This window comes from Streptomyces abyssalis (assembly GCF_001751365.1).
Taxonomy (GTDB): domain Bacteria; phylum Actinomycetota; class Actinomycetes; order Streptomycetales; family Streptomycetaceae; genus Streptomyces; species Streptomyces abyssalis.
This window is the reverse complement of record NZ_LJGT01000038.1, coordinates 801,572-827,742: the sequence shown is the minus strand read 5'-3', so window position 1 is coordinate 827,742 and position 26,171 is coordinate 801,572. Positions and strand designations below refer to the sequence as shown.

At 71.2% G+C, this 26,171-nt stretch carries 22 protein-coding genes and 2 tRNA genes; 9 read left to right on the top strand and 15 right to left on the bottom strand.

The features are described 5' to 3' along the window. The first annotated feature begins 78 nt into the window (after window positions 1–78). Complete coding sequence (locus AN215_RS10865; RefSeq protein WP_070012839.1) at window positions 79–732, top strand: hypothetical protein; 654 nt, start codon at window positions 79–81, stop codon at window positions 730–732. A gap of 56 nt (window positions 733–788) precedes the next feature. Here AN215_RS10865 and AN215_RS10860 read toward each other — a convergent pair whose 3' ends face one another. After that, window positions 789–1,493, bottom strand: a complete 705-nt coding sequence (locus AN215_RS10860; RefSeq protein ID WP_070013814.1) for an SLATT domain-containing protein — start codon at window positions 1,491–1,493, stop codon at window positions 789–791. A gap of 198 nt (window positions 1,494–1,691) precedes the next feature. Between AN215_RS10860 and purD the strand changes: the two genes are divergently transcribed. The 5 genes from purD (at window position 1,692) to AN215_RS10835 (ending at window position 9,019) form a co-directional block, all read left to right on the top strand. Next, entirely contained in the window at window positions 1,692–2,972 is a 1,281-nt protein-coding gene (purD, locus tag AN215_RS10855; protein WP_070012840.1) for a phosphoribosylamine--glycine ligase, read from the top strand. 424 nt (window positions 2,973–3,396) lie between these two features. Beyond that, a complete protein-coding gene (locus AN215_RS10850) occupies window positions 3,397–5,016 on the top strand; it encodes a hypothetical protein (RefSeq protein WP_070012841.1) in 1,620 nt (539 codons plus the stop codon). Between the two features lie 83 nt (window positions 5,017–5,099). After that, window positions 5,100–6,626 (top strand): N,N-dimethylformamidase beta subunit family domain-containing protein, encoded by a 1,527-nt coding sequence (locus AN215_RS10845; RefSeq protein WP_070012842.1) that lies wholly within the window; start codon window positions 5,100–5,102, stop codon window positions 6,624–6,626. Between the two features lie 169 nt (window positions 6,627–6,795). Continuing rightward, a complete protein-coding gene (locus AN215_RS10840; RefSeq protein WP_070012843.1) occupies window positions 6,796–7,749 on the top strand; it encodes a phosphoribosylaminoimidazolesuccinocarboxamide synthase in 954 nt (317 codons plus the stop codon). 244 nt (window positions 7,750–7,993) lie between these two features. Further along, window positions 7,994–9,019 carry a helix-turn-helix transcriptional regulator gene (locus AN215_RS10835; RefSeq protein ID WP_079122885.1) on the top strand — a complete coding sequence of 342 codons (1,026 nt, stop codon included), beginning with the start codon at window positions 7,994–7,996 and terminating at the stop codon, window positions 9,017–9,019. A 187-nt stretch (window positions 9,020–9,206) separates the two neighbouring features. Here the strand turns inward: AN215_RS10835 and AN215_RS10830 are convergent, their stop codons facing one another. From AN215_RS10830 to AN215_RS10770, 14 genes are all read right to left on the bottom strand, one after another. Next, complete coding sequence (locus AN215_RS10830; protein ID WP_070012844.1) at window positions 9,207–10,673, bottom strand: phytoene desaturase family protein; 1,467 nt, start codon at window positions 10,671–10,673, stop codon at window positions 9,207–9,209. Continuing rightward, the gene (locus AN215_RS10825) at window positions 10,670–12,835 is read right to left on the bottom strand and encodes an ABC transporter ATP-binding protein (protein WP_070012845.1); all 2,166 of its coding nucleotides are present in this window, start codon (window positions 12,833–12,835) and stop codon (window positions 10,670–10,672) included. Before AN215_RS10825 ends, AN215_RS10830 begins: the two co-directional genes overlap by 4 nt. Window positions 12,836–12,842: 7 nt before the next feature. Next, a complete protein-coding gene (locus AN215_RS10820; protein ID WP_070012846.1) occupies window positions 12,843–13,601 on the bottom strand; it encodes a class I SAM-dependent methyltransferase in 759 nt (252 codons plus the stop codon). Window positions 13,602–13,779: 178 nt separating this feature from the next. Next, entirely contained in the window at window positions 13,780–14,454 is a 675-nt protein-coding gene (locus AN215_RS10815) for a hypothetical protein (protein WP_070012847.1), read from the bottom strand. After that, on the bottom strand, window positions 14,451–16,355 hold the full coding sequence (locus AN215_RS10810; protein WP_070012848.1) for an alpha/beta fold hydrolase: 1,905 nt from the start codon (window positions 16,353–16,355) through the stop codon (window positions 14,451–14,453). Before AN215_RS10810 ends, AN215_RS10815 begins: the two co-directional genes overlap by 4 nt. 320 nt (window positions 16,356–16,675) lie before the next feature. Further along, entirely contained in the window at window positions 16,676–16,855 is a 180-nt protein-coding gene (locus AN215_RS10805) for a hypothetical protein (RefSeq protein ID WP_070012849.1), read from the bottom strand. A gap of 103 nt (window positions 16,856–16,958) precedes the next feature. Next, window positions 16,959–17,132, bottom strand: coding sequence for a hypothetical protein (locus AN215_RS29810; protein WP_171904161.1), 174 nt, complete (start codon window positions 17,130–17,132; stop codon window positions 16,959–16,961). 524 nt (window positions 17,133–17,656) lie between these two features. Then, on the bottom strand, window positions 17,657–18,313 hold the full coding sequence (locus AN215_RS10800; protein ID WP_070013816.1) for a response regulator transcription factor: 657 nt from the start codon (window positions 18,311–18,313) through the stop codon (window positions 17,657–17,659). Next, window positions 18,313–19,599, bottom strand: a complete 1,287-nt coding sequence (locus AN215_RS10795; protein ID WP_070012850.1) for a sensor histidine kinase — start codon at window positions 19,597–19,599, stop codon at window positions 18,313–18,315. Before AN215_RS10795 ends, AN215_RS10800 begins: the two co-directional genes overlap by 1 nt. Window positions 19,600–19,630: 31 nt before the next feature. Then, the gene (locus tag AN215_RS10790) at window positions 19,631–20,443 is read right to left on the bottom strand and encodes an ABC transporter permease (RefSeq protein WP_070012851.1); all 813 of its coding nucleotides are present in this window, start codon (window positions 20,441–20,443) and stop codon (window positions 19,631–19,633) included. Then, window positions 20,440–21,408, bottom strand: a complete 969-nt coding sequence (locus AN215_RS10785; RefSeq protein ID WP_070012852.1) for an ABC transporter ATP-binding protein — start codon at window positions 21,406–21,408, stop codon at window positions 20,440–20,442. The genes AN215_RS10790 and AN215_RS10785 overlap by 4 nt, the downstream gene beginning before the upstream one ends. A gap of 275 nt (window positions 21,409–21,683) precedes the next feature. Further along, window positions 21,684–21,759: transfer RNA gene (locus tag AN215_RS10780), tRNA-Gly, on the bottom strand. A gap of 83 nt (window positions 21,760–21,842) precedes the next feature. Next, window positions 21,843–21,914: transfer RNA gene (locus AN215_RS10775), tRNA-Gly, on the bottom strand. Window positions 21,915–22,021: 107 nt separating this feature from the next. Next, window positions 22,022–22,339 (bottom strand): histone-like nucleoid-structuring protein Lsr2, encoded by a 318-nt coding sequence (locus AN215_RS10770; RefSeq protein WP_070013817.1) that lies wholly within the window; start codon window positions 22,337–22,339, stop codon window positions 22,022–22,024. Between the two features lie 382 nt (window positions 22,340–22,721). Between AN215_RS10770 and purS the strand changes: the two genes are divergently transcribed. The 3 genes from purS to purL are packed head-to-tail and all read left to right on the top strand — an operon-like array spanning window position 22,722 to window position 26,016. Then, window positions 22,722–23,006: a phosphoribosylformylglycinamidine synthase subunit PurS gene (gene purS, locus AN215_RS10765; RefSeq protein WP_070012853.1), complete on the top strand. Its 285-nt coding sequence runs from the start codon at window positions 22,722–22,724 to the stop codon at window positions 23,004–23,006. After that, window positions 23,003–23,689 carry a phosphoribosylformylglycinamidine synthase subunit PurQ gene (gene purQ / locus AN215_RS10760; RefSeq protein WP_070012854.1) on the top strand — a complete coding sequence of 229 codons (687 nt, stop codon included), beginning with the start codon at window positions 23,003–23,005 and terminating at the stop codon, window positions 23,687–23,689. Before purS ends, purQ begins: the two co-directional genes overlap by 4 nt. Continuing rightward, window positions 23,686–26,016 (top strand): phosphoribosylformylglycinamidine synthase subunit PurL, encoded by a 2,331-nt coding sequence (purL, locus tag AN215_RS10755; RefSeq protein ID WP_070012855.1) that lies wholly within the window; start codon window positions 23,686–23,688, stop codon window positions 26,014–26,016. Before purQ ends, purL begins: the two co-directional genes overlap by 4 nt. The last annotated feature ends 155 nt before the right edge of the window (window positions 26,017–26,171 follow it).

Here is a 26,171-nt window from a genome sequence, read left to right as displayed (position 1 = left end):
CACAGCCCGGGGGCAGGGCATTACGCTGTTGCGACCCGGCCGGGAGCCCCCGGGGCACTGGGGAGGATGGAGAGTCCCTTGGCATGTGATCTCTGGTTGGTCCCCCTCGTCGACGTGCTGTGCCACAGCCCCGACAATCCCTTCGCCGAGGAGATCGCTGCGTACGACAAGGCGCTGACGGACGCCGGTCTGCCGCCCGTCCCGGTCTTCAACTACATGCCCGGACTGTCGGGGGACGTCGCGCCGGTCGCCGGTTTCGACTACGACGCGCTGCACTTCCTGCGCCGCGCGCACATCCTGCACATGTGCGGTCTGGAAGTCGCACCCGTGGACGAACTCGGTGGCGACTACGAGCAGTTGCTGGAGATGTTCGAGGCGACGGCGCAGCAGTCACATCTGGTGTGGCACTTCGACCACGCGGGCGCCTACGTGCCCGTCGACTTCGCCGAGCCGCTCGTGACCGACGAGCTGCTGGACGGCGGCGGCCCGCTCGGCTCCAGCCACGGCCTGCTGCGCGAACTGGAAGCCGTCGCACCGTACCTGGGCATCGACCCGGCGGCACCGCCGCCCGCGCCCCAGTCGCCGTCGCGGCCCACGGACCTGGAGGAGCCGGCGGAGACGCCGGTCGCCTACGAGGCGGGGCCGTTCGCGCGGGAGCGGCACGTGTGGCTGGGACTGCACGCGGCGGCCACGCGCAGCCTGGCTCAGGGCTCGATGATCGTCTTCAGCTAGGGGCCGGGCGTTGCGCCGTCGAGCCGGCGTCTGCCGGAGGGGCCGGAGGGGTTCGCTCAGAGCGGCCCTTCGGGCGGGCGCTGCCGGGGCATGCTGGTGCGGAAGCCCGGGGACGCCGGCAGGCGGTGCACGTTCTGCGCCGCGGCGCAGACTTCGGCCGGACGTACGCCCGGTACGGCTGCCGGGCGGGCGGCCGACGCCGACGACCCGGGCCTGAACTCCTGCATCCAGTCGGCGGTTTCGGCCCGTACGACCTCCGAGACGTCCTCGGTGAAGCGGCGGAGCAGGGTCAGACCGCGCTCGGCGGCCTCGCCGGCACCGCCCTCCGCCGGGCCGAGCATCTCGCGCACGGACTCCGACGCCCAGTCGTACTGCAGGGTCTCCAGCCTGCGCTGGATCGCCTGTGCCGTCGAGACGTCCCGGATCCAGCCCGTGGTCAGCCCGAAGCAGCGGTCCGCGCACACGCACACCAGGGCGCCGAGCAGTGCCACATAACCCCACACGGCGTGCCGCACGGGCAGCGTCCCCGTCAGGGCCAGCAGCGGCAGCACCGCGGCGGCGGTGGCCCCCAGCGCGGCTCCTGTGCGCAGGGCGCGCGCTCCGCGCCGCTTCCAGGTGCGGTCGGAGAGATACCAGTCGGCGATGAACAGCGCACGCTGCTCCACCCATACGTACAGCTCGTCGAGGCGCTCCCCCGGCTCGCCCCAGTCACCGAGCGGGAACGCCCGTCCCGCTCCGGGCCGCATCTCCGGCTTGCTCACCGTCACACCCCACAACACACGCACCACGAACGCTTCGAGCTCCGAAGGGCCCTTCCTACCGCCGGAAGAGGGGGCGCAACACCACTTCCCGGCCGAATTCCCACGGAATTGTGCACTGTTCAGGTATAGGACGGATTTCGCTCTCACTCGAAAGAGTGCCCCGCCCAGGCGCCTGAAGGTGCCGTCTAGGCTGCTCCCGTGAGGATTCTGGTCATCGGCGGCGGCGCCCGCGAACACGCCCTGTGCCGCTCTCTTTCGCTCGACCCCGAGGTCACGGCGCTGCACTGCGCGCCCGGCAACGCCGGAATCGCCGAGGTGGCCACGCTGCACGCCGTCGACGCGACGGACGGCGCCGCCGTCGCGTCGCTGGCGGAGACCCCCCACGTGAACGCGGACCTCGTCGTCGTCGGGCCCGAGGCGCCGCTCGTCGCCGGGGTCGCGGACGCCCTGCGGGCGCGCGGGATCGCCGTGTTCGGGCCGTCGGCCCAGGCCGCACGTCTGGAGGGTTCCAAGGCGTTCGCCAAGGACGTGATGGCGGCGGCCGGTGTCCCGACGGCCCGCAGCCACGTCTGCGCGACCCCCGGGGAGGCCGACGAGGCGCTGGACGCCTTCGGCCCTCCGTACGTCGTCAAGGACGACGGGCTCGCCGCGGGCAAGGGGGTCGTCGTGACCGGCGACATCGAGGAGGCACGCTCGCACGCCCGCGGCTGCGAGCGGGTCGTCATCGAGGAGTTCCTGGACGGCCCGGAGGTCTCGCTCTTCGCGGTCACCGACGGCGAGACCGTGGTGCCGCTCCAGCCGGCACAGGACTTCAAACGCGCCTACGACGGCGACGAGGGCCCCAACACAGGTGGCATGGGGGCCTATTCGCCGCTCCCCTGGGCGGACCCCGGGCTGGTGCAGGAGGTCGAGCGGACGGTGCTGAGGCCGACCGTGGACGAACTGCGGCGCCGCGGGACGCCGTTCTCGGGGCTGCTGTACGCCGGGCTCGCGATCACCTCGCGCGGTGTCCGCGTGATCGAGTTCAACGCCCGCTTCGGCGACCCGGAGACCCAGGCCGTACTGGCGCGGCTGCGGACGCCGCTCGCCGGGCTGCTGCACGCCGCCGCCACCGGCCGGCTGGCCGCCTTCCCCGAGCTGCGCTGGAGCGACGAGGCGGCTGTCACCGTCGTCGTCGCGGCGAGCGGCTACCCGGCGTCGCCCCGTACGGGCGATGTGATCGAAGGGCTCGACGCGGTGGCCCGGCAGGACGCGCCGGATGCGTACGTGCTGCACGCGGGCACCAAGCGGGACGCGCAGCACCGGGTGGTCAGCGCCGGCGGGCGCGTGCTGTCCGTCACCGCGACGGGAGCCGGGCTCTCGGGTGCGCGCGAACGGGCGTACGAGGCGCTGGAGCGGATCCGGCTCGACGGCTCGCACCACCGTACGGACATCGCGGCCAGGGCAGCCGACACCACCGCAAAAGGGGCACAGGGGTAGCGGGCGGACACCCCTCTCACCCCCCGCTGACGCAAGAGCTCTCCCCAAAGCCATTCCATCGAGTGACCGGACAGCGGAGCGGCTGACGGGTGTGAGGGGTCCAACTAGGGTTCCGCGCAAGCCGCATGGGGCCTCTCCCGGCGCCTCCCTCGGCCCTGCGCTGAGCGGCGGGGGCGGGAGACCCTCTACGGGTGTCCCGAACCGGCGTCGTCCGGCCGCAGGGCGGGCCCGGGGCACTCCCCTTGGCGAGACCGGGGGGACCCCCGTCCAGACGGAGTCTGGGGGAGGGACTTCGGCACAGCCCCCGGGCCCTGCCGGGTCCCGGCTGGCCCCGCGCACGTTGCGGTGGCGGCGCGCGGTGCCACAGTGGGACCACCGAAGTCCGGGAATCCGGGCACGTCGTGATGGGGGTGAGCAGTTCGTGGTGGGCCGCCAGGCAGGGACGCGCTCTGCGCGATCGCACGCTCTCTCCGTGCTCCGCATCCGCGGCGGGGCGCTCGCTCTCGCGCTGCTGCCCGCGGCGGCCGCGGTGATCCTCCTCGCCGCGGAGGCGACGGGCCGCGTCGGCGCCGGCTGGGCGGGCGTACGGCTGGCGGTGAGCGCGGTCGCGGTGCTGGTGCTGGCGACGGCTGCGGGCGTCGCGGCCGTGATCGCGCGGTCCCGGCCGGCCGTCTCGCCGACCGTCCCCGTCGAGGAGAGCTCCGCCCGCGATCTGTACGAGCTGGTGCGGGATCTCGCCGAACGGCTGGAGGTCCCCGTGCCCTCGGCGGTGGCGCTCACGCCGGACTGCGACAGCTGGCTGGAGGACCGTTCGCACCGCACGCGGGGGCGGGCGGCCCCGGTGCTGGTCATCGGCTCGCCGTTCCTGTGGTGGATGCGGGTCGCGGAGCTGCGCGCCCTGCTGGCGCCCGTGGTCGCGGGCACGGGGCCCTCCGCGCACCCGGACATAGCCGCGGCCCGCCGTTTCGTGCGGGGGCTGGACGCGGCTGTCGCCGTCGCCGACAAGGCGCAGGCGGTGCGCGGGCCCGGGCGGGCGAAGCGCGCACTCGTCCGCTTCGCGGGCGGCAGCGCCCGGCTGATGCTCCGCGCCTGCGCCTCGCACGCCGCCGAGATGGAGCGCGGTGTCGCCGCCGCGGCGGCCGCTCGTGCACAGGGTGTGGATCACGCGCTGCGCACGGCGGCGCAGGAACAGGTCGGCCTCGCATACGCGGGCTGGGACAGGCTGCTCACGCGGGTCGCCCTGCCCGCCTGGCGCATCGGCCGGTGGCCGGCCCGGCTCGACGCCGGGGTGGTCTCCGCGCTCACGGAGCTCTCCCACCGGGACAGGCTCGCGGAGGGCTTCACCTCGCGGCTGGGCGAGAGGCCCGCCTGCGACCTGCTGGACGAGCCCGGCACCGTGGACGAGGCGGTCTCACTGCTCGCCGCCCGCCTCTTCCACGGCGGGCCGCCGGAGCCGGGTCCGGACTGGGCGCCGGTGGACTGGCAGGCGTATCCGGAGGAGGTCGTCGACCGCATCTGGCGCACCCGGGCGGCCCGCCTCTTCACTCATCTCGACGCCCTCGACCGGCCCGGCAGCGGTGCCGTGGACGGCGGAGCCACCCCGGCCCGGATCATGGAGTGGCTCGCGGGCAGCGGGGAGGCCCGTACGGAGGAGCTGGCCGCCCGCCTGGGTGCCGCCGTCGCACGCGAGACCTCACGCGAGTCGTGGGAGGACGCGCTCGTGGCGCCGCTCATAGCGGGAGCGGGCACGGGAGGCGGAGCCGGTGTCTCGCCCATGGGGCTTCCCCTTCAGGCGCCCCGCAGCGGGCGCGAGTTGATGACGGAGCACGTCGCCGCGGTGATCTGCTGCGCGGCTGTGGACAGCGCCGGCGCGGCACCGGGGCTGGACTGGCTCGACGGTCCGGCGCTCCTCGTCGACGGGGCGCGCGTGGCGGATCTGACGGGTCCGGTCCTGGAGCTCGTCGAGGACGGCGACGGCCGGCCGCTGCGCGAGTGGATGGCCGCCATCGGGGTCAGGCCGGACAAGCCCGTCCGCCTCGTCTGATGCCATGGGGTGACGTCACGCTCGCGTAATGTGATGGGGTGACGCCGTCGGGGTGACGACGAGAAGTGGGGGTGGGGTCACCGGTGGGACAGCAGCAAGCGGGGGAAGGGCAGGCGGGTAGGGAAGCCATCCGGCGCTGGGAGTCGGGGGCGCTGGCGCACGCCGTCACGGACCCGTTCGGGCAGGGGCCGCTCCCCTGGCTCCGCTTCGGCGAACAGTATTTCGACAACGGCCGCATGGTCCCGTGGTACGTGGACCACACCGGCCTCGAGGACGTGCTCTCGGGCGAGCGGATCCACCGCAGTCCCGGTGTCGGCCGTCCCCGCACCGCCGACGATCTGCACTGTCAGATCAAGGGCTTCGCCGGGAGCGACGGCGGCACGGCACCCGGGGAGTCCCTCGACTTCCGGATCACCGTCGACCCGCCTCAGCCCTTCTGCGTCGACATCTACCGGATCGGTCACTACGGCGGCGACGGCGCCCGGAAGATCACCACCAGCCCGCGCCTGTCGGGCATCAGCCAGCCCGCCCCGCTCACCGCCGACAAGACCGTCTCCTGCCACCACTGGTGGCTCTCCTGGCGCCTGCAGATCCCGGAACACTGGTCCACGGGCGCCTATGTCGCCGTCCTCACCACCGCCGACGGGCGGCACCGGTCGCACATCCCCTTCACCGTGCGCGACCGCACTCCCGCGGACCTTCTCCTCGTACTGCCGGACATCACCTGGCAGGCGTACAACCTCTTCCCGGAGAACGGCCGCACCGGCGCCAGCCTCTACCACGCCTGGGACGAGGAGGGGCGCCTGCTGGGAGAGGCGGACGCCGCCGTCACGGTCTCCTTCGACCGCCCCTACGCCGGAGCGGGCCTGCCCCTGCACGTGGGCCACGCCTACGACTTCATCCGCTGGGCCGAGCGCAACGGGTACGACCTCGCCTACGCCGACGCCCGCGACCTGCACGCGGGCCGCGTCGATCCGGCACGCTGCCGCGGCGTGGTCTTCCCCGGCCACGACGAGTACTGGACGGTGCCCATGCGCCGCTCCGTGGAGCGGGCCCGCGACTCCGGCACCTCGCTGGTCTTCCTCTCCGCCAACACCATGTTCTGGCAGGTGCAGTTGGACCCGCTGCCCGGCGGCGCCCCCGACCGGCTGCTGACCTGCCGGAAGCGCCGCGGCCCCGGCCGCCCGGCCCAGTGGCGGACCCAGGGTGAGCCGGAGCAGCGCGTGCTGGGCATCCAGTACGCGGGGCAGGTGCCCCACCCGTACCCACTGGTGGTGCGCAACAGCGGCCACTGGCTCTGGGAGTCCACCGGTGCGTCCGAGGGCGACGGGCTGCCCGGCCTGGTCGCGGGCGAGGCCGACTGCTATTTCCCCCGTACGAGCCTGCCCGCCCACTCCGAGCGCGTGCTGCTCGCGCACTCCCCGTACCAGGACACGCGGGGCACCCGCCGCCACCAGGAGACGTCCCTGTACCGCGCCCCCTCCGGCGCGCTGGTCTTCTGCTCCGGCACCTTCGCCTGGTCGCCCGCGCTCGACCGCCCGGGCCATGTCGATCCCCGCGTCCAGCGGGCCACCGCCAACCTCCTCGACCGGGTCAGCAAGATCGGCTGAGCGGCGGGCGCCCCGTGGCTCTTCCACCGGCCCCGGGAGGTGTGCGAAGCCCCCGTACGGGACAATCGGGAGCTGAAGCGCGCTCGCTCCGGGCTTCCCCCACGCTCCTCCTACGGTGGGAGGTGCCCCAGGGGACCCGGGGACACCCCAAGCCGACCCCGGAGGACCAGTGTCCGGATTCGTGGAGAAGCCCGACCCCGTGCAGGTCCCCGGCCTGCTGCATCTGCACACCGGCAAGGTGCGCGATCTGTACCGCAACGAGGCGGGCGATCTCGTCATGGTGGCCAGCGACCGCATCTCGGCGTACGACTGGGTGCTGCCGACGGAGATCCCGGACAAGGGCCGGATCCTCACCCAGCTCTCCCTGTGGTGGTTCGAGCAGCTCGCCGACCTCGTCCCCAACCACGTCATCGGCACCGAAGTGCCCGCGGGAGCGCCGGCCGACTGGGCGGGGCGCACCATGGTGTGCCGCTCGCTGCGGATGATCCCGGTGGAGTGTGTGGCCCGTGGCTATCTCACCGGTTCGGGCCTCGCGGAGTACGAGCAGACCCGTACGGTCTGCGGTCTCGCGCTGCCCGAAGGGCTCACCGACGGCTCGGAGTTGCCCGGCCCGATCTTCACACCCGCCACGAAGGCCGCGGTCGGTGACCACGACGAGAACGTCAGCTACGAGGAGGTGGCCCGCGAGGTCGGTGCGGAGACCGCCGCCCAGCTCCGTCAGTTGACGCTGGCGGTCTACCAGCGCGCCCGCGACGTCGCCTCGGACCGCGGCATCATCCTCGCCGACACGAAGTTCGAGTTCGGCCACGGGGAGGGCGACGGCGAGGACGGGATCGGGGTGTCCGCCGCTTCGGACGTCGGGCTGGTGCTCGGGGACGAGGTGCTCACCCCCGACTCGTCCCGGTTCTGGCCCGCGGACCAGTGGGAGCCGGGGAAGGCGCAGCCCTCGTACGACAAGCAGTTCGTGCGCGACTGGCTCTCCGGGCCCGAGTCCGGCTGGGACCGGAGCAGTGAACAGCCCCCGCCTCCGCTGCCGGAGAAGGTCGTGGAAGCGACTCGCGCGAAGTACGCGGAGGCCTACCGGATGCTCACCGGGCTCGACTGGGACTGGCCGCTCCGCTGAGTTGTGATCTACGTGCTGAACGCACGGAGAATTTTCCGGAGGCGATTCCTCCGTCCAGGACGGTGCATACGGGGGCAGATGCGCACCATATGAAGGCCCCTTTCGAAATGGTCTTTCTGACAGGGGTGTTGGACGCCTTCGTTTTTTCTATGCTCGGAAGCCTGTTCAGGCATGTGGGATCCCAAGCTTTTACGACCACCCATGTGCACGGGTCCTGGCGGGCGACCGGACAGGGGGAATCACCTTGGGTACGAACGAGATGTCTTATCTCGGTCTCACCGAGGATCAGGAACACATATACCGGCTCTGTCTCCGCGAGCCGGGCATAGGGCTCGACGGTCTCATCGACCAGCTCCGGCTGCCGCCGAACGCGGCGCGCAGGGAGCTGCGCAGGCTGCGCGAACTGGGCCTGCTGCGCGGCGGGGGCAACAGTCACGGGCGAAGCCCGGCGGGGGACGACGCGCTGCTGGCGGCCGACCCGGACGTCGCGGTGGCCAGGCTGCTGGACCTGCGCCTGCACGAACTCCACGAGAAGCTGCAACGCGTCACGCAGCTCCAGCCGTTGGTGGCGTCGCTGCGCGCGGAGCGGGGTGAGGTGCGCGAGCCCGCCGTCGTCGGGATCGAGCAGCTCACCGACCCTCCCAAGATCCGGGACCGCATCGACGACCTGGCCTTCTTCGCCCGCGAGGAGGTCGCCCTCGTCGAACCGGCCATCGCTCTGCGGCCGGAGGAGATCGAGCAGTCGTGCCCGCGGGTGCTGCGCTGCCTGAGACGCGGTCTGTCGGTACGTACGGTGCTGGTCCGCAAGGCGCTCGACCACCCGCCGACGGTGGCGCATCTGCGGGAGCTGGAATCGCACGGGGCGCGCGTACGGCTGGTCAACCACACCACGGCGAAGATCCAGATGTACGACCGCCGCACCGCCGTCGTACCCGTCGATCCCGAAGACGCCACGCGGGGCGCCCTGTTCGCGCAGGAGAGCGGTCTGGTCTCCAACATCCTCGCCCTGTTCGAGTCCATCTGGGCGGAGTCGGAGGACCTGGGGGTCCTGCTCGGCGAGTGGCGGGCCGTGGAGGAGGACGGGCCCTCCGAGCTGGAGCGGATGGTGCTGCGCGCGATGTGCTCCGGGGGCAAGGACGAGGCGGGGGCGCGGGATCTGGGCGTGTCCGTACGCACGTACAGGCGCTACATCGCCGAACTCATGCAGCTGCTCGGTGCGGGCAACCGGCCGCAGGCGGCGCTGCTGGCACGGGAGCGCGGCTGGATCTAGGGGGAGGTCCCCGGTGAGGGCCGCGGCCGGCCGTGCGGCACCGGGGTGGGGCCATCCGCACCGCATCGGACCGCCCCACCCCGTCCGTCCCGCGCAGCACCCGTCCCGCAGTGCACGCGTCCCGCAGTGCACGCGTCCCGCAGTGCACGCGTCCGACCGGCCGGGCCGCCGCGGGCCCGGCCGGATCTCAGCCCCGGCCGGCCGCCGCCGTGGGTCTCAGCGACGGTGCCTCGCGCACCCCGAAGCTGTGGCGCAGCGCGGAGAGCGCCGCCAGGTGGCCGGACATGCCGTGCACGCCCGGTCCGGGCGCCGCGGAGCCCGAGCAGAGGAAGACACCTGGCAGCGGCGTGCGCCAGGGGTCCAGCCGCGGGACCGGCCGGGCCAGCGACTGGTACAGCGTCATGGCGCCGGCGCTGATGTCGCCGCCCACGTAGTTCGGGTTGTACGTCTCGTAGTCACGGGCGGGGACGCCGCGTGCCGCCAGGACGGTGTCACCGAAGCCGGGTGCGTACTTCTCGATGCGTGAGCGTACGAGAGCCACCGGGTCGCGCGGATCGCCGTTCGGCACATGCGCGTACGCCCACACGGGCCGCTTGCCCTTGCTCGCCCGCCCGGGGTCGGTGGCCGCCGGGTCGACGAGCAGCACGAAGGGCTCGTCGGTGGCCTTGCCCCGTACGGTCAGATTCTCCTGACGGGCGATCGCGGTGTGGCTGCCGCCCAGATGGACGGTGCCGGCGCGGCCGACGTCCGGATTGGTCCAGGGGACGGGCTCCGAGACGAGGAAGTCGGCCTTCGCCGCGCCGGGTCCGTACCGGAAGCGCCTCAACTGCCGTGCGTAGCCCGCCGGGAGACGGTCACCGGCGAGGGCGAGAAGTTGGGTGGGAGTGGTGTCGAGCAGGACGGCGCGGGCGTGGGCGAGCTGGCTCAGGCCGGTGATGCGGGAGCCGGTGTGGATGGTGCCGCCGTGCGCGCGTACGTCGTCCGCCATGACCTGGGCGATGCGTTCGCTGCCGCCGCGCGGCAGTGGCCAGCCGGTGCCGTGTGCCAGGTGCCCCAGCAGCATCGCGACGGCGTCGGAGGCGAGGGACGGCAGCTTGCCGACGGCGTGCGCGGCGACACCGGTGAGCAGCGCGGGTGCGACGTCCCCGCGGAAACCGCCGATCACCCGGCGGGGCAGCAGCCGCGCCGCGAGCAGCAGGGGTGCGGCGAGGTCGCGGGGCACGGAGCGCTGACCGCTCATGAAGAAGTCCACGAGGCCGGTGCTGTGCTGGAGCAGCGGCTCCATCAGCTGCCGCCACCGCGGGCCGTCGGCGCCGAGACCGTCGCACGTGGCGTCCAGGTCCGGGTGGGCCAGGCCGGCGCGTCCGTCGTCCAGCGGGTGTGCGTAGGCGATGTCGGGGCCGAGGAGTTCGACGCCGCGGGCTGGGAGGTCGAACTCGCGGAAGAACGCCGACGCGGCGGCCATCGGATGGACGGCGGAGCACACGTCGTGCCGGACGTCGCTGTCGAAGTACGCCTCACCCCGCAGCCCGCCGCCGATGCTCCCGGCGGCCTCGTGGAGCTCGACGCGCAGGCCTGCCCGTGCCAGAGTCACCGCGGCCGCCAGCCCGTTGGGGCCTGTGCCGACGATGGCCGCATCGGCGGTCTGCGTCACCGCGAACCGCCGACGGGCGTGCCGTCCGGCGCCGCCTGCGTCCCGTGCCCGTTCCCTGCAGCGTTACCGGAAGCGTTCCCGGAAGAGTTCCCGGGTGCGTTCCCGGTCCCGGTCCCGGGCGCGTTCCCGGGTGCGTTCCCGGCCCCGGCCCCGGTCTCGCTCCCGGCCCCGTTCCCGTTCGGCCAGTGCTGCGCCTGCTGCTGCCCGCTCTGCCCGTTCTGCCCGGGCGCGGGCCAGTGGGCCGCCGAAGTTGCCGCCTGCAGCTGGGAGTTGGCGAGCCGGTGGTAGAGCGGGTCGCGCCGCATCAGGTCGTCGTGCGTGCCGGTGGCCTGCACGCGGCCCTCGTTCATCACCACGATCTTGTCGGCGTCGACGACGGTGGAGATGCGGTGCGCGATGGCGATCACCGCGCAGCGGGCGGAGACCTTGCGCAGCGTGTCGCGGAACTCCCGCTCGGAGTCGGAGTCCAGGTGCGAGGTGGCCTCGTCGAGGAGGAGCACGGCCGGCTTCTGCAGCAGCGCGCGTGCGATGCACAGACGTTGCCGCTGGCCGCCGGAGAGTCCGCTGCCCTGGTCGCCCAGTTCGGTGTCCAGACCGGCCGGCAGGTCGTCGACGACCTTGGTGAGACCGGCCAGTTCGATGACTTCCCGGATGTCTTCCTCGCGTGCGTCGGGCTGCGCGTACACGACGTTCTCGCGTACGGTTCCGCGCATGGCCGCGGTGTCCTGCTGTACGTAGCCGACGAGCCCGCGCAGCGTCGCGAGCGGCATCGTCTCGACGTCCTTGCCGCCGACCATGATGCTTCCGGAGTCCAGTGCGTGGAAGCGCTCGATCAGCTGGAAGAGGGTCGTCTTGCCCGCGCCGGACGGGCCGACGACCGCGGTCATGCCGCGGGCGGCCACGGAGAAGCTGACGTCGGAGAGCGTCTCCGCCGGCTGCTCGCCGCCGCTGTCTCCGTCTCCGTCCGCACCGTCGCTCCCGCCGCTGCCTCCGCCGCCCTCGCCGCCGTAGGTGAAGCGCACCGAGCGGAACTCGACCGCTTCCTGGTCCTCCGAGAGCGACGACTTGACGGGTGGCTTCGGCCGGTGCCGCATCCTGTCGAGCACGCCGCCCTCCTGGGGGAGGGTGGTGAGTTCGTCGACCCGGCGGATCGCCGCGCGCCCCTGCTGGAACTGGCCGATGGCCAGGAAGAACAGCACCAGGGGGGAGACCATGTAGAAGAGATACATCACGAAGGCGGTGAGATCCGCCATCGACATAGTCCCCCGGGTCACGCGGGTCATGCCGACCCCGACGACGACCGCGAGCGCCGCCTGCGTACCGACGTTCATGGCCGGCATGAACAGCGCGTTGAGGCCGTTGACGCGCACTCCGGAGTTCCGCGTACGCCAGGCCAGCAGGCCGATCCGCTGCGTCTCGCGGTCCTCCGCGCGGGAGGCCTTGACGGTCGGCAGGGCGGACAGCACACGCTGCACGTCCGAGCCGTAGGCGCTGGTGTCCTCGCGGTTGACCACCGCCGCCCGGCGCACGCTGCGCGCCAGCACCAGGGAGACGCCGCTGGCGAGGCCGAGGCAGGCGAGCGTGATGAGCATCATCCACACGTCGATCAGGAACATCACGACGACGCCGCCGACCACCGTGAACCCGTTGATCACGAGCTGCGCCAGGCTCTGCGACAGCGCGATCTTCGCGAGCGAGGTGTCGGAGACCGTACGCGTGAGGACGTCGCCCTGCTGCTGCTTGCTGTACGCGGACAGGTCCACGCGAAGCAGCCGTCTGGTCAGGAGCATCCGCACGTCGTAGACGATGTTCTCGCCGGCTCTGCCGATCAGATACGACTGGAGCGCCGAGAAACCGCCGTCGACGCAGAACAGCCCCACGAGGACGAGGACCGCCGTGGTCAGGGGCTCCCTGGCCCCCGCCTGCTTGATGAGTTCGCCGATCGCGTACGGCTGCGCCAGCTGCGCCGCCACCCCGATCAGGCCGATCACGACGCCCGCGGCGAGCAGCCCCCGGTGGCGTCGCGACAGATACCACACGGCGGCCGGGGCGGCGCCGCCGCGCCGCCTGCGCGCGTGTGCCGGACCCAGATGCTCGAGCGGCCCGTCCACGTCGGGAGTTGCGGAGTCCGACGTGTCCTTCGCCTCCAGGGTGCTGCTCATGCCGGTGTCACCTCGCCGTGTAGGTGGTGACGAACATGGGGGAGTCGTCGGCGTACGGCGTCTCCTCCCAGTCCGCCCAGCGGTCGACCGGCTTCAGGCCGGCGGCTGCCGCGTACTCGTCCACCTCCTCCGGGGTGGTGAGCCGGGCGAGTTCGGAGCCGACCGAGGACTTGCCGTCCTCGAACCAGATGTGCGACGCGTGCCACAGACTCTTGTCCTCGAAGACGGTGGAGTACGTCAGCAGGCCCGTGTTCGGCTCCGGGTAGGGAATGAAGTACGAGGTGCGCTGCCGGCCTTCGTGCAGTACCCGCAGGCCCCCCGGGTTCGACGTCTCGACCACGAGGACGCCGCCGGGAGCGAGCCGGTCGGCGGCCGCCTGGATCGTGGCCCGCTGGTCGTCGGCGTCCAGGATCATCGAGAGGGTCGCGCAGACGCAGTAGACCAGGCCGTACTGCGCCTCGTCCGTGTACTTGCGGATGTCGCCGTGCACCGCCTCGACGTCCGCGCCTGCCTCCTTCGACTTCTCTCTCAGCTGCTCCAGCATCTCGGGCGAGGAGTCGACGCCGGTGACGGGAAAGGCCCGTTGGGCCAGGGGTATCGCCACCCGGCCGGTGCCCACGCCGAGTTCCAGGGCGCGTTCACCGGGGCTGGGGTGCAGGGAGGCGAGCTTGCGCACGGTCGGCTCGGTGTAGGCGCCGCTCGGGAAGATCCGGTCGTAGAAGTCTCCGAACTGCCGTCCGTAGCCTATGTCGTCCACAGAGCTCATCAGGGCCCCCTCTCGGTGTCGTGATGTGCGGCCTTCCGCTTGCCGGGGCCCGTGCCTACTTCTTCTTGCTGTTCTTCGAGACGTTCAGAGCGATGGCCGCGACGATGATGATCGCGATGACGGAGATGATGATCGAGCCAGTGGACATGTGCTTGACCCCTTCCGGGAACGGTGCTGATCAGGCCGGCTGTGCGGGTACTTCCCCGCGTGAGTCGTCCCTTATGTGTGAGTCGTAGGACGGTCCCCAACCCGAGGCACCGCCGTCGCCGCCCGCTGTCTCCCCCGGCCCCGTCATCGGGGTGTACGGGGAGACGAAGACGACCTCCGGATCGGACTCCTCGAAGCCGGTGGCCCTTACGAGCGTGAACTGGAAGCCCTTCACGCCCTCTGCCCTTCCGTCCTCACGGATGCGGTGCCGCAGGAACGCGCACAGCATCCGGTAGGAGGGCAGCTTCATCATCCCGCTGAAACCCTTGTCCAGCTGGGTGATGAGTTCGGTGACGATGTCGAAGATCGCCTTCTCGGGCCGCCGTCCCGGGAACCAGAAGATCTGCGGGAGCTTGCGGCCCACGATGACCTCCACCATCCGCCAGGAGGAGGTCTCCCCCTCGCGGTTCAGCGTCCGGTAGAGGATGTGGTAGTCGTGCTGAGCCGGAGTGGGCGCGAAGAACCGCCAGTTGGGGAAGAGCCCCGAGAAGATGTCGATCTTCTGCGCCCTGTTGAACAGCGGGTTCGGGTGCTGCGCCGAGAGCGTGCCGAGCAGCAGGGCCGCCCCCGCGGCACGGGTGAGACCGCCCGGCCCGGTGAAGGCGCGCGAGAGAACGGAACGTACTCCGCCCGGTGTGGTTGTCATCGTGCCTCCTTGGACTGGTTGCCCTTGCTCCCGCCGGTACGGCCCTCTTCGCCGTGCAGGCCCTCGACCTCCCGCAGGAAGTCGAGGATCCGGCGCCCCACGTCCCCGCCGAGGCGTGCGTCGGTGAGCATCGTGTCGTGGTCGGCCCCCTCGATCACGGAGTTGCGGACGACCCGTCCCTCTCCGCGGTGTGCCGCGCCGAGTTCGTTGTGCATCAGCAGCTGTTCGGGGTCGCGGTCCACTGTCCGCTGCGCCGACAGCACGAGCGCGTGCGCGCCGACCGCCGGAAGGTCGCCGCTGAAGCGGCGGAAGTCGTCCTCCGTGGCGTCCCATTCACGCATTCCGGCCCGCCACAGCCTGCTGTCGGCGTACTGGGCGAAGGCGCGGCTGCGCACCTCGGCCGGCAGGTCGTGCACCCACTTGGGACGTACGAGGGTGGCGCCGAGGCCGGTCTGCAGGCTGCGGGTGAACATGTTCAGGCCGTCCTTGAGCCGGTCGGCCGCTTCCTGCTGCTGCTTGGACCGGGTCAGCTCGTCCGGGTGGGAGCTGTCGAGGTAGATCACGCCACGGATACGGTCGCCGAGTTCGAGGGCCGCGCGCCGCCCGATCTCACCGCCGAGGGAGTGCCCGACGAGGTATACGTCGCGGTCTGCCGCAACCCCGTTCCGCACAAGGTCGATCAGGTCGTCCACGGACTCCTGCAGGGTGTACGTGCCGGTGCTGCGGCGCTTGCTCGGCCCGTAGCCGGCCCGGCTGTAGGAGATGATCCCGTAGTCGCTCTCCTCGACCAGCTTGTCGGTGATCCAGCCGAAGTGCTCGGTCGTGGAGATCATTCCGGTCCCGAAGACCAGCACGGGCGCCTTCGTGTCCTCCGACACCCGCTCGTTGTAGTGCAGTTCGTTGCCGTGCCGCGTGGTGAGCACCTTGCCGTGCGGCCACGGGTCCGTGGCCCGCATGCGGCGCATCGCCGCGAGAAAACCGGCAATGGTCACACCGGTGGCGGCCATGGCGGCCGTTGCCTTCAGCATCCGGTCGTCGCGTCCGGCCACCGCGGGGTGGTCCTTGGGGGCGCTGGTGTAGGCGACCATCGGGTGCATCGCCTCGAACGCGGTGATGAAGCGGCCGAGCCCCATGAAGTAGCCGTTGGCCACGTGGAACGCCGCGGCGCTCGCCATGACGGGCCGTGCGAGCGCGCCGCCCTTGAGGTACGCAACCGGGAACAGGCACTCCAGCGCCAGCACGCCGTGCGCCAGGTAACGGGCGGGCACGGGGTAGCGGTTGGTGAGGTTCCACATGCCCTCGTGACCGTACGTACGGGTGCGCATGATGCCGTTGAGCGCGGAACCGTCCCGCCAGGGCTCCCCCAGCAGCTTCACCCAGCCGGAGACCAGGTACGAGAGGTTGGCCTGCAGCGCGACGTACCACAACAGGGCGTCCTGCACCGCGGGCTGGCGGGAGAGCCGGGCGAGCCCGGCAGCCGTCTGCACGAACGAGGAGACCTGGTCGGAGCCGTCGGTCCCGTAGCGGTGCCGCGGGTAGAGGGCCGCGTTGCTCAGCCCGAGGAACATGTTGGCGGCGCCACGCCAGCGGGCGTTGCCGGGCGCGAGCAGCGCCGCAGCGGCCGCAATTCGCCCGATGTGCAGCGCACGCGTCGTCCTCGGGTTTCCGACGGTGTCCAGGATGCGCCGGGTCGGCCGCGTCGACGACGCGTGCATGCCGCGCGCAATGGTCCAGTCGTTGAGCCCGCCGCGGCGTATCTGCCGCTGGTGGGTGATGTATTCGAGACTCGACGTGAGGGACGTCACCGCCGTCAGCCGCTCGGAAACGGCAAGCGCCCGACTGCGGGAGATCGGGACCGGCCCGAGAAATGTCGAGGTCAGCTTTTTGGCAAGCGATTTCACGTCGGTCTCCTCGGTGCCGGGGTACCGGGTGGGGGGTGGCGGTCTGAAAAGGGATGAAAGGCAGAAAGGGCGTGGTGCGAAATCAGACGCAAGGACTCGTTTGCGGACGAGCGTGAAGACAGGTGCGGAGAATCGGCAAAGAGTAAGGAAATGCGCGGCAGTTGGTCTGGGCCGACTTGAAAGAAATCTTCATCGATGATGGTGTTACCCGGTCGGCCGGTGTCAGGACCGGCCGACCGGGCAGAGCCCCGAGTTCATCCGGCCGCGCAGAAGGGGGTACCACGTGGCCGATTGATCAGCGGGTCGGAGCCGGGATCAGATCAGCCCTGGCCCTGCTCGAAGGCCGCAACCGTCGCCGAGGCGATGGCGACGCCGCCGAGGAAGGCGCCGGGGGTGCCCATCACCGGGGTGTAGTCGGTGAAGACGACACCCTCGGCGTCGGTGATCTCGACGGAAGCGAGCTCCGCTGACGCGTTGATGTGCGAAGTCACATCGTTCATGTGCGCACTCCTGTTCTGTTCTGGATCACCCGGAGCGTCTGTCTCTCCGGATGTAGGGACAGACGGCCGGACCGAGTCGGCCGGCCGGGAAATGTGCCAGTGGTCAGCCCACGGCCTTGCCGGCGGCGTACGCGCCCGTCACGACGGCCGCGCCGCCGACGAAGGCACCCGCGAGCGCGGGGGTGGCGAGGACCGGAGCCGCCTCTTCGGCGATCTCGCCGGCGTGCTCCTCGTGGAGCTGGTCCTGAATTTGAAGGTTCAGCTTCTCTTCCAGCATGGATTCCTCCGAGCTTGTGAGACGTGACTGGCTGTTCCTCGCGAAAGTGGTCGAAGCCAGGAAGCTCAGGGTGGTCACCGGGCGCGGGTCCCCCGTCGTTTGAGCTTTCGGTCGTCACCGTAAACTGCAGCGAAGCGGGTCTTGCGCACGCTTGCCTCCCCGTGAATGCCCAGGTTCGCTTCCGCAGGGATGAAGATGCCAGCACGGGATGCGCGGCAGAAGAGGAATCCGTGACAGTTTGCTGCAATGCGGCGGGGCAGCTTTATGCCACGGGTGACTGTGGCCTGGACCAATATGTTACTGGTCAGGTTCTCTATACGGCCTTCCGCTCGCCAATCTCAAGTAAACCTCAATCTTTGAGAATTGGCATAGGGGTAAGCAAGAGATAGAGAAGAATATCCGGCTCCGGAATGCTTGCCCCGCCTTGAGGTCCCGGGCTCTGAATAGTCCGAATTCGCCCGCCTGTGTGGGGTGTTGGGCGCGGAGGCTGCCACGCGGCACGTCCACGGCGCCCCGGAACCCCCCTAGAGCCAGCCCCGCTCGCGAGCCATCCGCGCGGCCGCATGGCGGTTCTCGGCGCCCAGCTTCGCGGTCGCCGCCGAGAGGTAGTTGCGCACCGTCCCCGGTGTGAGCGAGACACGCTCCGCGATCTCCGCGACCGGAGCCCCGTTGGCCGCCAGCGCCAGCAACTCCGTCTCACGTGCGGTGAGGGGCGAGTCGCCCGTACTGATCGCGTCCGCCGCCAACTCCGGGTCCACGTAACGCGTTCCCCCGTGCACGGCCCGGATGATCTCCGCGAGCTGCTGTGCCGAGGCGGTCTTCGGCACGAAGCCCCGCACGCCCGCCGCGAGCGCACGCTTGAGATGACCCGGCCGCGCGTGACTCGTCACGATCATGGTCCGGCACGCGGGCAGTTGGTCACGCAGCTCCGTCGCGACCTGTACGCCGTCGGCGCCGGGCATCTGCAGATCCAGTACGGCCACATCGGGCGCGTGCGCACGGGCCATCGCCACCGCCTCCGGACCGGACGCCGCCTCGGCGACGATCGTGAGGTCCTCCTCCAGGGCGAGCAGCGCGGCCAGCGCGCCCCGGATCAGATGCTCGTCGTCCGCCAGCAGGACGCGGATGCCGCCGTCCGGCCCGCCGTCGCCGCCGGGCCCTGGCCCGTCCTGCCCGCCGATCACTCCGCCGTGTCCTTCCCGTTCCCGCTCTCGCCCTCGGCTGCGAGCGGGACTTCGGCCGTCAGCCGGAATGTACCTCTCTCGCCGTCGTGCACCGCCCGCAGCGTGCCGCCGACCCCGTCGAGGCGTTCCCGCAGCCCCGCGAGCCCGGAGCCCGTGCGGCCGCCGGCGCCCTCACCCGCCGGGGTGCGTGCGCCGTCGTTCTCCATCACGAGCAGCGCACTGCCGCCCGCGGCGTCGGTACCCACCCATACTGTGCACCACGTGGCGTCCGCGTGCCGCAGCACGTTCGTCGCCCCCTCCCGCACGACCCAGCCGAGCGCGGCCTGCACCGGAACGGGCAGCCGCGAACCGCCGTTGTCGGTACGGCAGTCCACTCCCGCGGCGCGCAGGATGCCCCGCGCGCCGGCGAGTTCGGTGGGCAGATCGACGTCCCGGTAGCCGCGGACCACCGCCCGCACCTCCGACTGCGACTCTCGTGCGATGTGCTGCACCTGCGTCATCTGCTCCACGGACGCCTCAGGGGACGCCCCGCGCTGCGCCAGCTGTGCCGCCAGCTCGCTCTTCAGCGCGATCGCCGACAGATTCCGCCCCATCACGTCGTGCAGATCCCGGCTGAAGCGCAGCCGCTCCTCGGCGACGGCCAGCCGCGCCTGCACACCCCGTGCCTCCTGAAGCTCCCTGATGACGGCGATGTACCAGGCGGACGAGCGCCCGGTGAAGACGGAGAGGAGACCGCCGAGACCCGTCACGACCAGTGCCGCCAGCACACCCGACCAGGGCATCGCCGTCGCGGCGAGCGCGGCGAGCGCGACGGCGAGGAAGCCGCACAGCGCGAGGGCCGCCACCCGCCGCGGCACCGTCACACCGAAGGTCACGGCGAACGGCGCAAGCGTCCCGTGCAGCGCCAGCCCGACGGTCAGCCCGCCCTCGACCGCGCCGACCGCGACCAGCGCGACCGTCAGCGCGGTCATCACTCCCACCAGCGCGGCGGGAAGCACGAGCAGGGAGCCCGGCACGGTACGGGTGCCCAGATAGCCGTCGACGGCCTGGTGCAGTGCGCCCGTACAGAGCAGGCACTGCACCAGGCCCAGTCCGAAGACCGTCCAGGCGAGGGTGAGGGAGAGAGCACCGGGGCCCGCGTTCGGCATCAGCTGTACGACGAAGCCGACGACCGTCAGCCAGGCATAGGCGGCGAGCATCCACCGGGTCGAGGCCTCGACCTGCTCGTGGCTGCTGCGCTCCTGCCAGCGGCGGTACTTGGGGGCGACCCACCAGCCGATCACGTGCCCGTGCTCCTCACCTGTCCACCGCTGTCTAGCGCCGCGGCTCCCAGGGGAACCAGCGTCGTACGGCCAGGGTCCCGAGGATGATCCACACCACGAGGACGCCCAGGGCCTTCACCGTGTCCGCGCCGCTGAGCGTGCCCACCCAGCCGTTGCGTACCAGCTCCATCGTCGGTGACACGGGGAGCAGTGAACACACCGTGGCGAGGGCGTCCGGCATGACATCCAGCGGAACCACGATTCCCGATCCCACGAAAGAGACCGCCATGAACGGGAACGTGGTGATCTGCGAGGCTTCCGTGCTCCGCGTGAACACGGCCGACACCCCGGCCAGCAGCACCATCAGCACCAGGCCGAGCAGCAGCCCGGCGGCGACCAGTTCGGGCCGCTCCGGCGGTGCGAGGTCGAGCAGCACCGCGCCTCCGCCGAGCAGCAGCACGCACTGCCCGAGCGCCAGCACCAGCGAGGGCAGCGCGCTGCCCGCCAGGATCTCGCCGTCGCTCGCCTCACCGGTACGCAGCCGCTTGAGCACGAGCTCCTCGCGCCGCGTGACGTAGATGCCGGTCAGGTTCGCGTAGACGGCGAAGACCAGCACGTAGCCGATCGAGCCGGGGATCAGCACCGTCCCCATCGACAGGCCGGTGCCCTCGAGGTTCATGCCGCTGATGGTCTGGCGCATCAGCACCGTCAGCAGGATCGGGGTGGCGAGAGCGACGAAGAGCATCGCCTTGTTCCGGAACAACAGCGTCAGTTCCGCGCGGCCGAGCGCGCGCAGCCTTCGCCCCATCGCCGAAGTGTCCACCCGGCCCGGCGCCTTCACAGTGGCCGCATCCGTGGTGCTCATACCCGCTCCACCTCCTTCTCGCCGGACTTCGCCGCGTCCGGAGCCTGCCCGTCCTCGTCGTTCTCGTCCGGGAGCTGCGCGATCTCCAGGAACACCTCTTCGAGGGTGGCCGTCCGCGCGTGCAGGCCGGGCAGTTCGACGCCCGTCTGCCGCGCCCACAGCAGCAGATCGGTCAGCACCGCCTGCAGCTGCGGCGTACGGATCTCGAAGCGTCCCTCGCGCACCGTGGCCGGCGGCAGCGTCGGCGGCAGATGCTGGGCGGTGAGACCGTCCGGCAGCATGAAGCGGATGCTGGACGGGCGTTCCGCGACGACCTGCTCCGGGGTTCCGGTGGTGACGATGCGCCCCGAACGCATGATGGCCAGCCGGTCGGCCAGCTCCTCGGCCTCCTCCAGATAGTGCGTCGTCAGCAGCACGGTCGTGCCGGCCCGGCGCAGCTCGCGTACCAACTCCCAGGTGTCCCGGCGTCCTTCCGGGTCCATGCCGGTGGTCGGCTCGTCCAGGAAGAGCACCTCCGGGTGTCCGACCAGCGCCATCGCCAGGTCCAGGCGCCGCCGTTCACCTCCGGAGAGCTGCTTGACGCGGACGTTCGCGCGCCGGTCGGAGAGCCCCACCTGTGCCAGGACCTCGCCGATGGGGCGCGCGTCGCTCGTGCAGCCCGCCCACATCCGGATCGTCTCGGTGACCGTCAGCTCGGACGGGAAGCCGCCCTCCTGAAGCATCACGCCTGTACGGGGCCGCACCGCCGTGCGTTCCGAGTACGGGTCGAAGCCGAGCACCTTCACCTTGCCGCCGCTGGGCCGTGCCAGGCCCTCCAGCAGCTCGACCGTGGAGGTCTTGCCCGCTCCGTTCGTACCCAGCAGCGCGAAGATCTCGCCCTCCCGTACGGAGAACGAGACACCGCGCACGGCTTCGAAGCCCTTCGCATATCGCCGTTTGAGTCCGTCGACCTCGATCGCATCCATGTCCGTCAGTCTTCCGCGCCGCCCGGCTTCTGCCGGGTGCGTGGTGTCACGAGCGCGCATGACGAACCTCATGCGCGGGCAAGGAGGCTTGCACACGAAGGCGTCGGACCGGCGGACACGATGGCCATCGGAGGCGGCGGAGCTCATGGCCGCAGAGGCGGCAGCGGACATCGCCGCGGAGGCGGCGGACATCTTTCGGAACCGGGGAAATGAACGAGCCCCGGTCCGGGGACCGGGGCTCTCACATACCTCTTGAATGAGGATTCCGTTGTGCGTGGAGCGGACGACGAGGCTCGAACTCGCGACCTCAACCTTGGCAAGGTTGCGCTCTACCAACTGAGCTACGTCCGCATGCTTCCATCCGGCTTGCACCGGGTGGCTTGCGCGACCCCACTGTACCTGATCGTTTCCGACGGCGGTCCGGCGAGGACGAGAGCGGGTGACAGGAATCGCACACTGCGCCTCCCCCTTGGAAAGGGGGCGCTCTACTACTGAGCTACACCCGCGTGTTCCGCGTGGTTTCCCTCGCGGCGACGGGCCAGACTCTAGCGGATCAACCGGGGTCCGTGGCAAGTCGGGCCGCCCGGCCCGCGGTACGGGCCGGGCGCGGGGGTCAACGGGAGGCGTTGAAGGCGTCGTAGACCTTCTTCGGGATGCGGCCGCGAGCCGGCACCTCGAAGCCGTTGGACTCGGCCCAGGCGCGCACGGCGCGGGGGTCGGGGGCGACCGAGGTGCGGTGGTAGGCCTTGCCGGACTTGGCGCGCTTGCGGCCGGCTTCGACGAAGCGGGCCAGGTCCTCACGCAGCTTCTTCGCGTTCTCGATGTTGAGGTCCACCTCGTACGACTTCCCGTCGAGCCCGAAGGAGACCGTTTCCGCTGCTTCTCCGCCGTCGATGTCGTCGGAGAGGGTGACCACTACACGTTGTGCCACGGATATCGGACCTTCCATCAGGATCGCGAAATGGATCACACGATTCCCGCGCTGACATGGGAAGACCAGCGGGAGGCGCGAGTGATCCGCGGGATTGGTGCCGGGGACTTTTCCTTTTGTACAGCCGAGGGCTTTGCAATGTGAAGCGCGAGTATTTCGACTCGCGTGTCAGACCGCAATCGGGACCATACTTTTTTCACGGCATTTTTCCCAGAGCTCCGGCGTGCGGTGGTGGGCCGATCGCGCCGGAAAGCCGGGCCGGTGCGGGTGCGGCCCGAGATATCAACGCGCGTAGATTCTGCGGGCCGGTAGGCTGGCGAGCGCGTTGCTTCGCCGGCAGACGCACCATTGCTCAGCACCATCACCATCACCGGGAGTACCTGTGGCTCGCGTCGTAGTCGACGTCATGCTGAAGCCGGAGATCCTCGACCCGCAGGGCCAGGCGGTGCAGCGTGCACTGCCCCGCCTCGGTTTCGAGGGCATCGCGGACGTACGCCAGGGGAAGCGCTTCGAACTCGATGTGGCGGAGCCCGTCACGGACGAGGCACTGGCCCGTATTCGCGAACTGGCCGAGACCTTCCTCGCGAACACCGTGATCGAGCACTACACGGTTCGTGTCGAAGAGGCCGAAGGCGCCGAAGGTGCCGGAGCGGGGGCCGCTGCGTGACCGGCGGCCTCGGACGTATCGGCGTCGTCACCTTTCCCGGGTCGCTCGACGACAGCGACGCCCGCCGCGCCGTCCGGCTCGCCGGCGGCGAGCCCGTCGAGCTCTGGCACCGCGACGCGGATCTGCGTCAGGTGGACGCGGTCGTGCTGCCCGGTGGCTTCTCCTACGGCGACTATCTGCGCTGCGGCGCCATCGCCCGCTTCTCGCCCGTCATGGAGCCGCTGCTGGAGCAGGCGCGCGGCGGCATGCCGGTGCTCGGCATCTGCAACGGCTTCCAGGTGCTGTGCGAGTCGCATCTGCTGCCCGGAGCGCTGACCCGCAACGACCACCTGCACTTCGTCTGCCGCGACCAGAGGCTGCGCGTGGAGCGCACCGACACCGCCTGGACGTCCGACTACGGGCAGGGGCAGGAGATCACCGTCCCGCTCAAGAACGGCGAGGGCGGTTACGTCGCCGACGAGCGCACCCTCGACTCCCTGGAGGCGGAGGGCCGCGTCGTCTTCCGCTACGTCGGGGGCAACCCCAACGGCTCCCGCCGCGACATCGCGGGCATCTCCAACGAGGCCGGGAACGTGGTCGGCCTCATGCCGCACCCCGAGCACGCCGTCGAGACCCTCACCGGGCCGACGACCGACGGGCTGGGCTTCTTCACCTCGGTACTCAAGAGGCTGGTCACCGCATGACTCCGTCCACGCAGTCCGAGCCGCGTACGGCACCCGCGCCGCGTACGGCTCTCGACACCGTCAAGCACGCCGCCGGGACCCCCGGCGCCGATCAGCCCTGGGCCGAACTCGGCCTCAAGCAGGACGAGTACGAGCGCATCCGCGAGATCCTCGGCCGGCGTCCCACCGGCGCCGAGCTGGCCATGTACTCGGTGATGTGGTCCGAGCACTGCTCGTACAAGAGCAGCAAGGTGCACCTGAAGCAGTTCGGGGAGAAGGCGCCCGGACAGCCTGAGAACACAGCGATGCTCGTCGGCATCGGGGAGAACGCCGGGGTCGTCGACATCGGCCAGGACTACGCCGTCACCTTCAAGGTCGAGTCGCACAACCACCCCAGCTATGTGGAGCCCTACCAGGGCGCTGCCACCGGTATCGGCGGCATCGTCCGCGACATCCTCGCCATGGGCGCCCGTCCCGTCGCCGTGATGGACCCCCTCCGCTTCGGCGCGGCCGACCACCCCGACACCAGGCGCGTGCTGCCCGGCGTCGTCGCCGGCATCGGTGGTTACGGCAACTGCCTGGGCCTGCCCAACATCGGCGGTGAAGTGGTCTTCGACGACTGCTACCAGGGAAACCCGCTGGTCAATGCCTTGTGCGTCGGCGTGATGAAGCATGAGGACATCCACCTCGCACAGGCGTCCGGGACCGGCAACAAGGTCATCCTGTACGGGGCCCGCACCGGTGGCGACGGCATCGGCGGCGTCTCCGTGCTGGCCTCCGAGACCTTCGAGGAGGAGGGCCCGGCCAAGCGCCCGGCGGTCCAGGTCGGCGACCCCTTCCAGGAGAAGCTCCTCATCGAGTGCACCCTGGAGATCTTCAGGGAGAAGCTGGTCGCCGGCATCCAGGACCTGGGCGGCGCGGGCCTGTCCTGCGCCACGTCCGAGCTGGCCAGCGCCGGCAGCGGCGGCATGCGCGTCGAGCTGGACACCGTCCCGCTGCGGGACTCCTCGCTCTCCCCCGAGGAGATCCTCATGAGCGAGTCGCAGGAGCGGATGTGCGCCGTCGTCGAGCCCGGCAAGGTGGACCGCTTCCTGGAGATCTGCGAGAAGTGGGACGTCATCGCCACGGTCATCGGTGAGGTGACGGAGGGCGAGCGGCTGGAGATCTACTGGCACGGCGAACAGATCGTCGACGTACCGCCGCGCACCGTCGCGCACGAGGGGCCCGTCTACCACCGTCCGTACGAGCGTCCGTCCTGGCAGGACGCGCTGCAGGCGGACGACGCGGCCGCGCTGCCGCGCCCCGGCACGGGGGAGGAGCTGCGCGCCGCCACGCTCGCGCTGCTCTCCTCGCCCAACCAGGCGGCCAAGTCCTGGATCACCGACCAGTACGACCGCTACGTCCTCGGCAACACCGTGCTGGCGCAGCCGGAGGACGGCGGCATGATCCGCGTCGACGAGGAGACCGGCCTCGGGGTCGCGCTCGCCACCGACGGCAACGGCCGCTACGCCAAGCTCGACCCGTACGCGGGGGCGCAGCTCGCGCTCGCCGAGTCGTACCGCAACGTCGCGGCGACGGGCGCGCGCCCGCTGGCGGTCACCGACTGCCTCAACTTCGGCTCGCCGGAGGACCCTTCGGCCATGTGGCAGTTCGCCGAGGCCTGCCGGGGGCTCGCCGACGCCTGCCGCGAACTGGGCACGCCGGTGACGGGCGGCAACGTCTCCCTCTACAACCAGACCGGCGACACGGCGATCCATCCGACGCCGGTCGTCGGCGTCCTCGGTGTCATCGACGACGTGAGCCGCCGTACGCCGGTCGCGTTCGCGGAGCAGGGGCAGCTGCTCTACCTGCTGGGCGACACCCGGGAGGAGCTGGGCGGCTCGGCCTGGTCCCAGGTGGCCCACGGGCACCTGGGCGGGCTGCCGCCGGCCGTCGACCTGGACCGGGAGCGGCTGCTCGCGGAGATCCTGATCGCCGCGTCCCGTGACGGGATGATCGATGCCGCGCACGACCTGAGCGACGGCGGCCTGATCCAGGCCCTCGCCGAGTCCTGCCTCAAGGGCGGCAACGGTGCGCGCGTGGTGGTGCCGGACGGGCTGTCGCCGTTCGTCTTCCTCTTCTCCGAGTCGCAGGGGCGCGCGCTGGTCGCGGTCCCGCGCAGCGAGGAGGTCCGCTTCAACGACATGTGCGGGGCGCGGGGGCTTCCGGTGGCCCGCATCGGCGTCGTGGACGGCGACGAGATCGAGATCCAGGGCCAGTTCGGCGTCTCCCTGCGCGAGTTGCGCGAAGCGCACGAGGGCACGCTTCCGGCGCTGTTCGCGGGCGACGCGGAGCGCGCGGGCGCCTGACGCCCTGCCCGTACCGGTGGCGCCGGGTCATCCCCGCCCCGCCCGCCCGCCCGGCCCCGCCTCCGGCGCGGGCGGCTCTGCGCCCCCGCCGCAGGGGGACCGCCCTCGAACCGGCCCGGCCGTGACGCCTGCGACATGGCCGTACGGCCCCGAGG

What these genes read in the sequence shown, in the direction of transcription:
- AN215_RS10790 (WP_070012851.1), bottom strand. Translation starts at nt 20,443, where the DNA reads ATGAGCACCACGGATGCGGCCACTGTGAAGGCGCCGGGCCGGGTGGAC.
- AN215_RS10785 (WP_070012852.1), bottom strand. Translation starts at nt 21,408, where the DNA reads ATGGATGCGATCGAGGTCGACGGACTCAAACGGCGATATGCGAAGGGC.
- AN215_RS10815 (WP_070012847.1), bottom strand. Translation starts at nt 14,454, where the DNA reads ATGACAACCACACCGGGCGGAGTACGTTCCGTTCTCTCGCGCGCCTTC.
- AN215_RS29810 (WP_171904161.1), bottom strand. Translation starts at nt 17,132, where the DNA reads ATGCTGGAAGAGAAGCTGAACCTTCAAATTCAGGACCAGCTCCACGAG.
- purL (WP_070012855.1), top strand. Translation starts at nt 23,686, where the DNA reads ATGACTCCGTCCACGCAGTCCGAGCCGCGTACGGCACCCGCGCCGCGT.
- AN215_RS10805 (WP_070012849.1), bottom strand. Translation starts at nt 16,855, where the DNA reads ATGAACGATGTGACTTCGCACATCAACGCGTCAGCGGAGCTCGCTTCC.
- AN215_RS10825 (WP_070012845.1), bottom strand. Translation starts at nt 12,835, where the DNA reads ATGAGCAGCACCCTGGAGGCGAAGGACACGTCGGACTCCGCAACTCCC.
- AN215_RS10820 (WP_070012846.1), bottom strand. Translation starts at nt 13,601, where the DNA reads ATGAGCTCTGTGGACGACATAGGCTACGGACGGCAGTTCGGAGACTTC.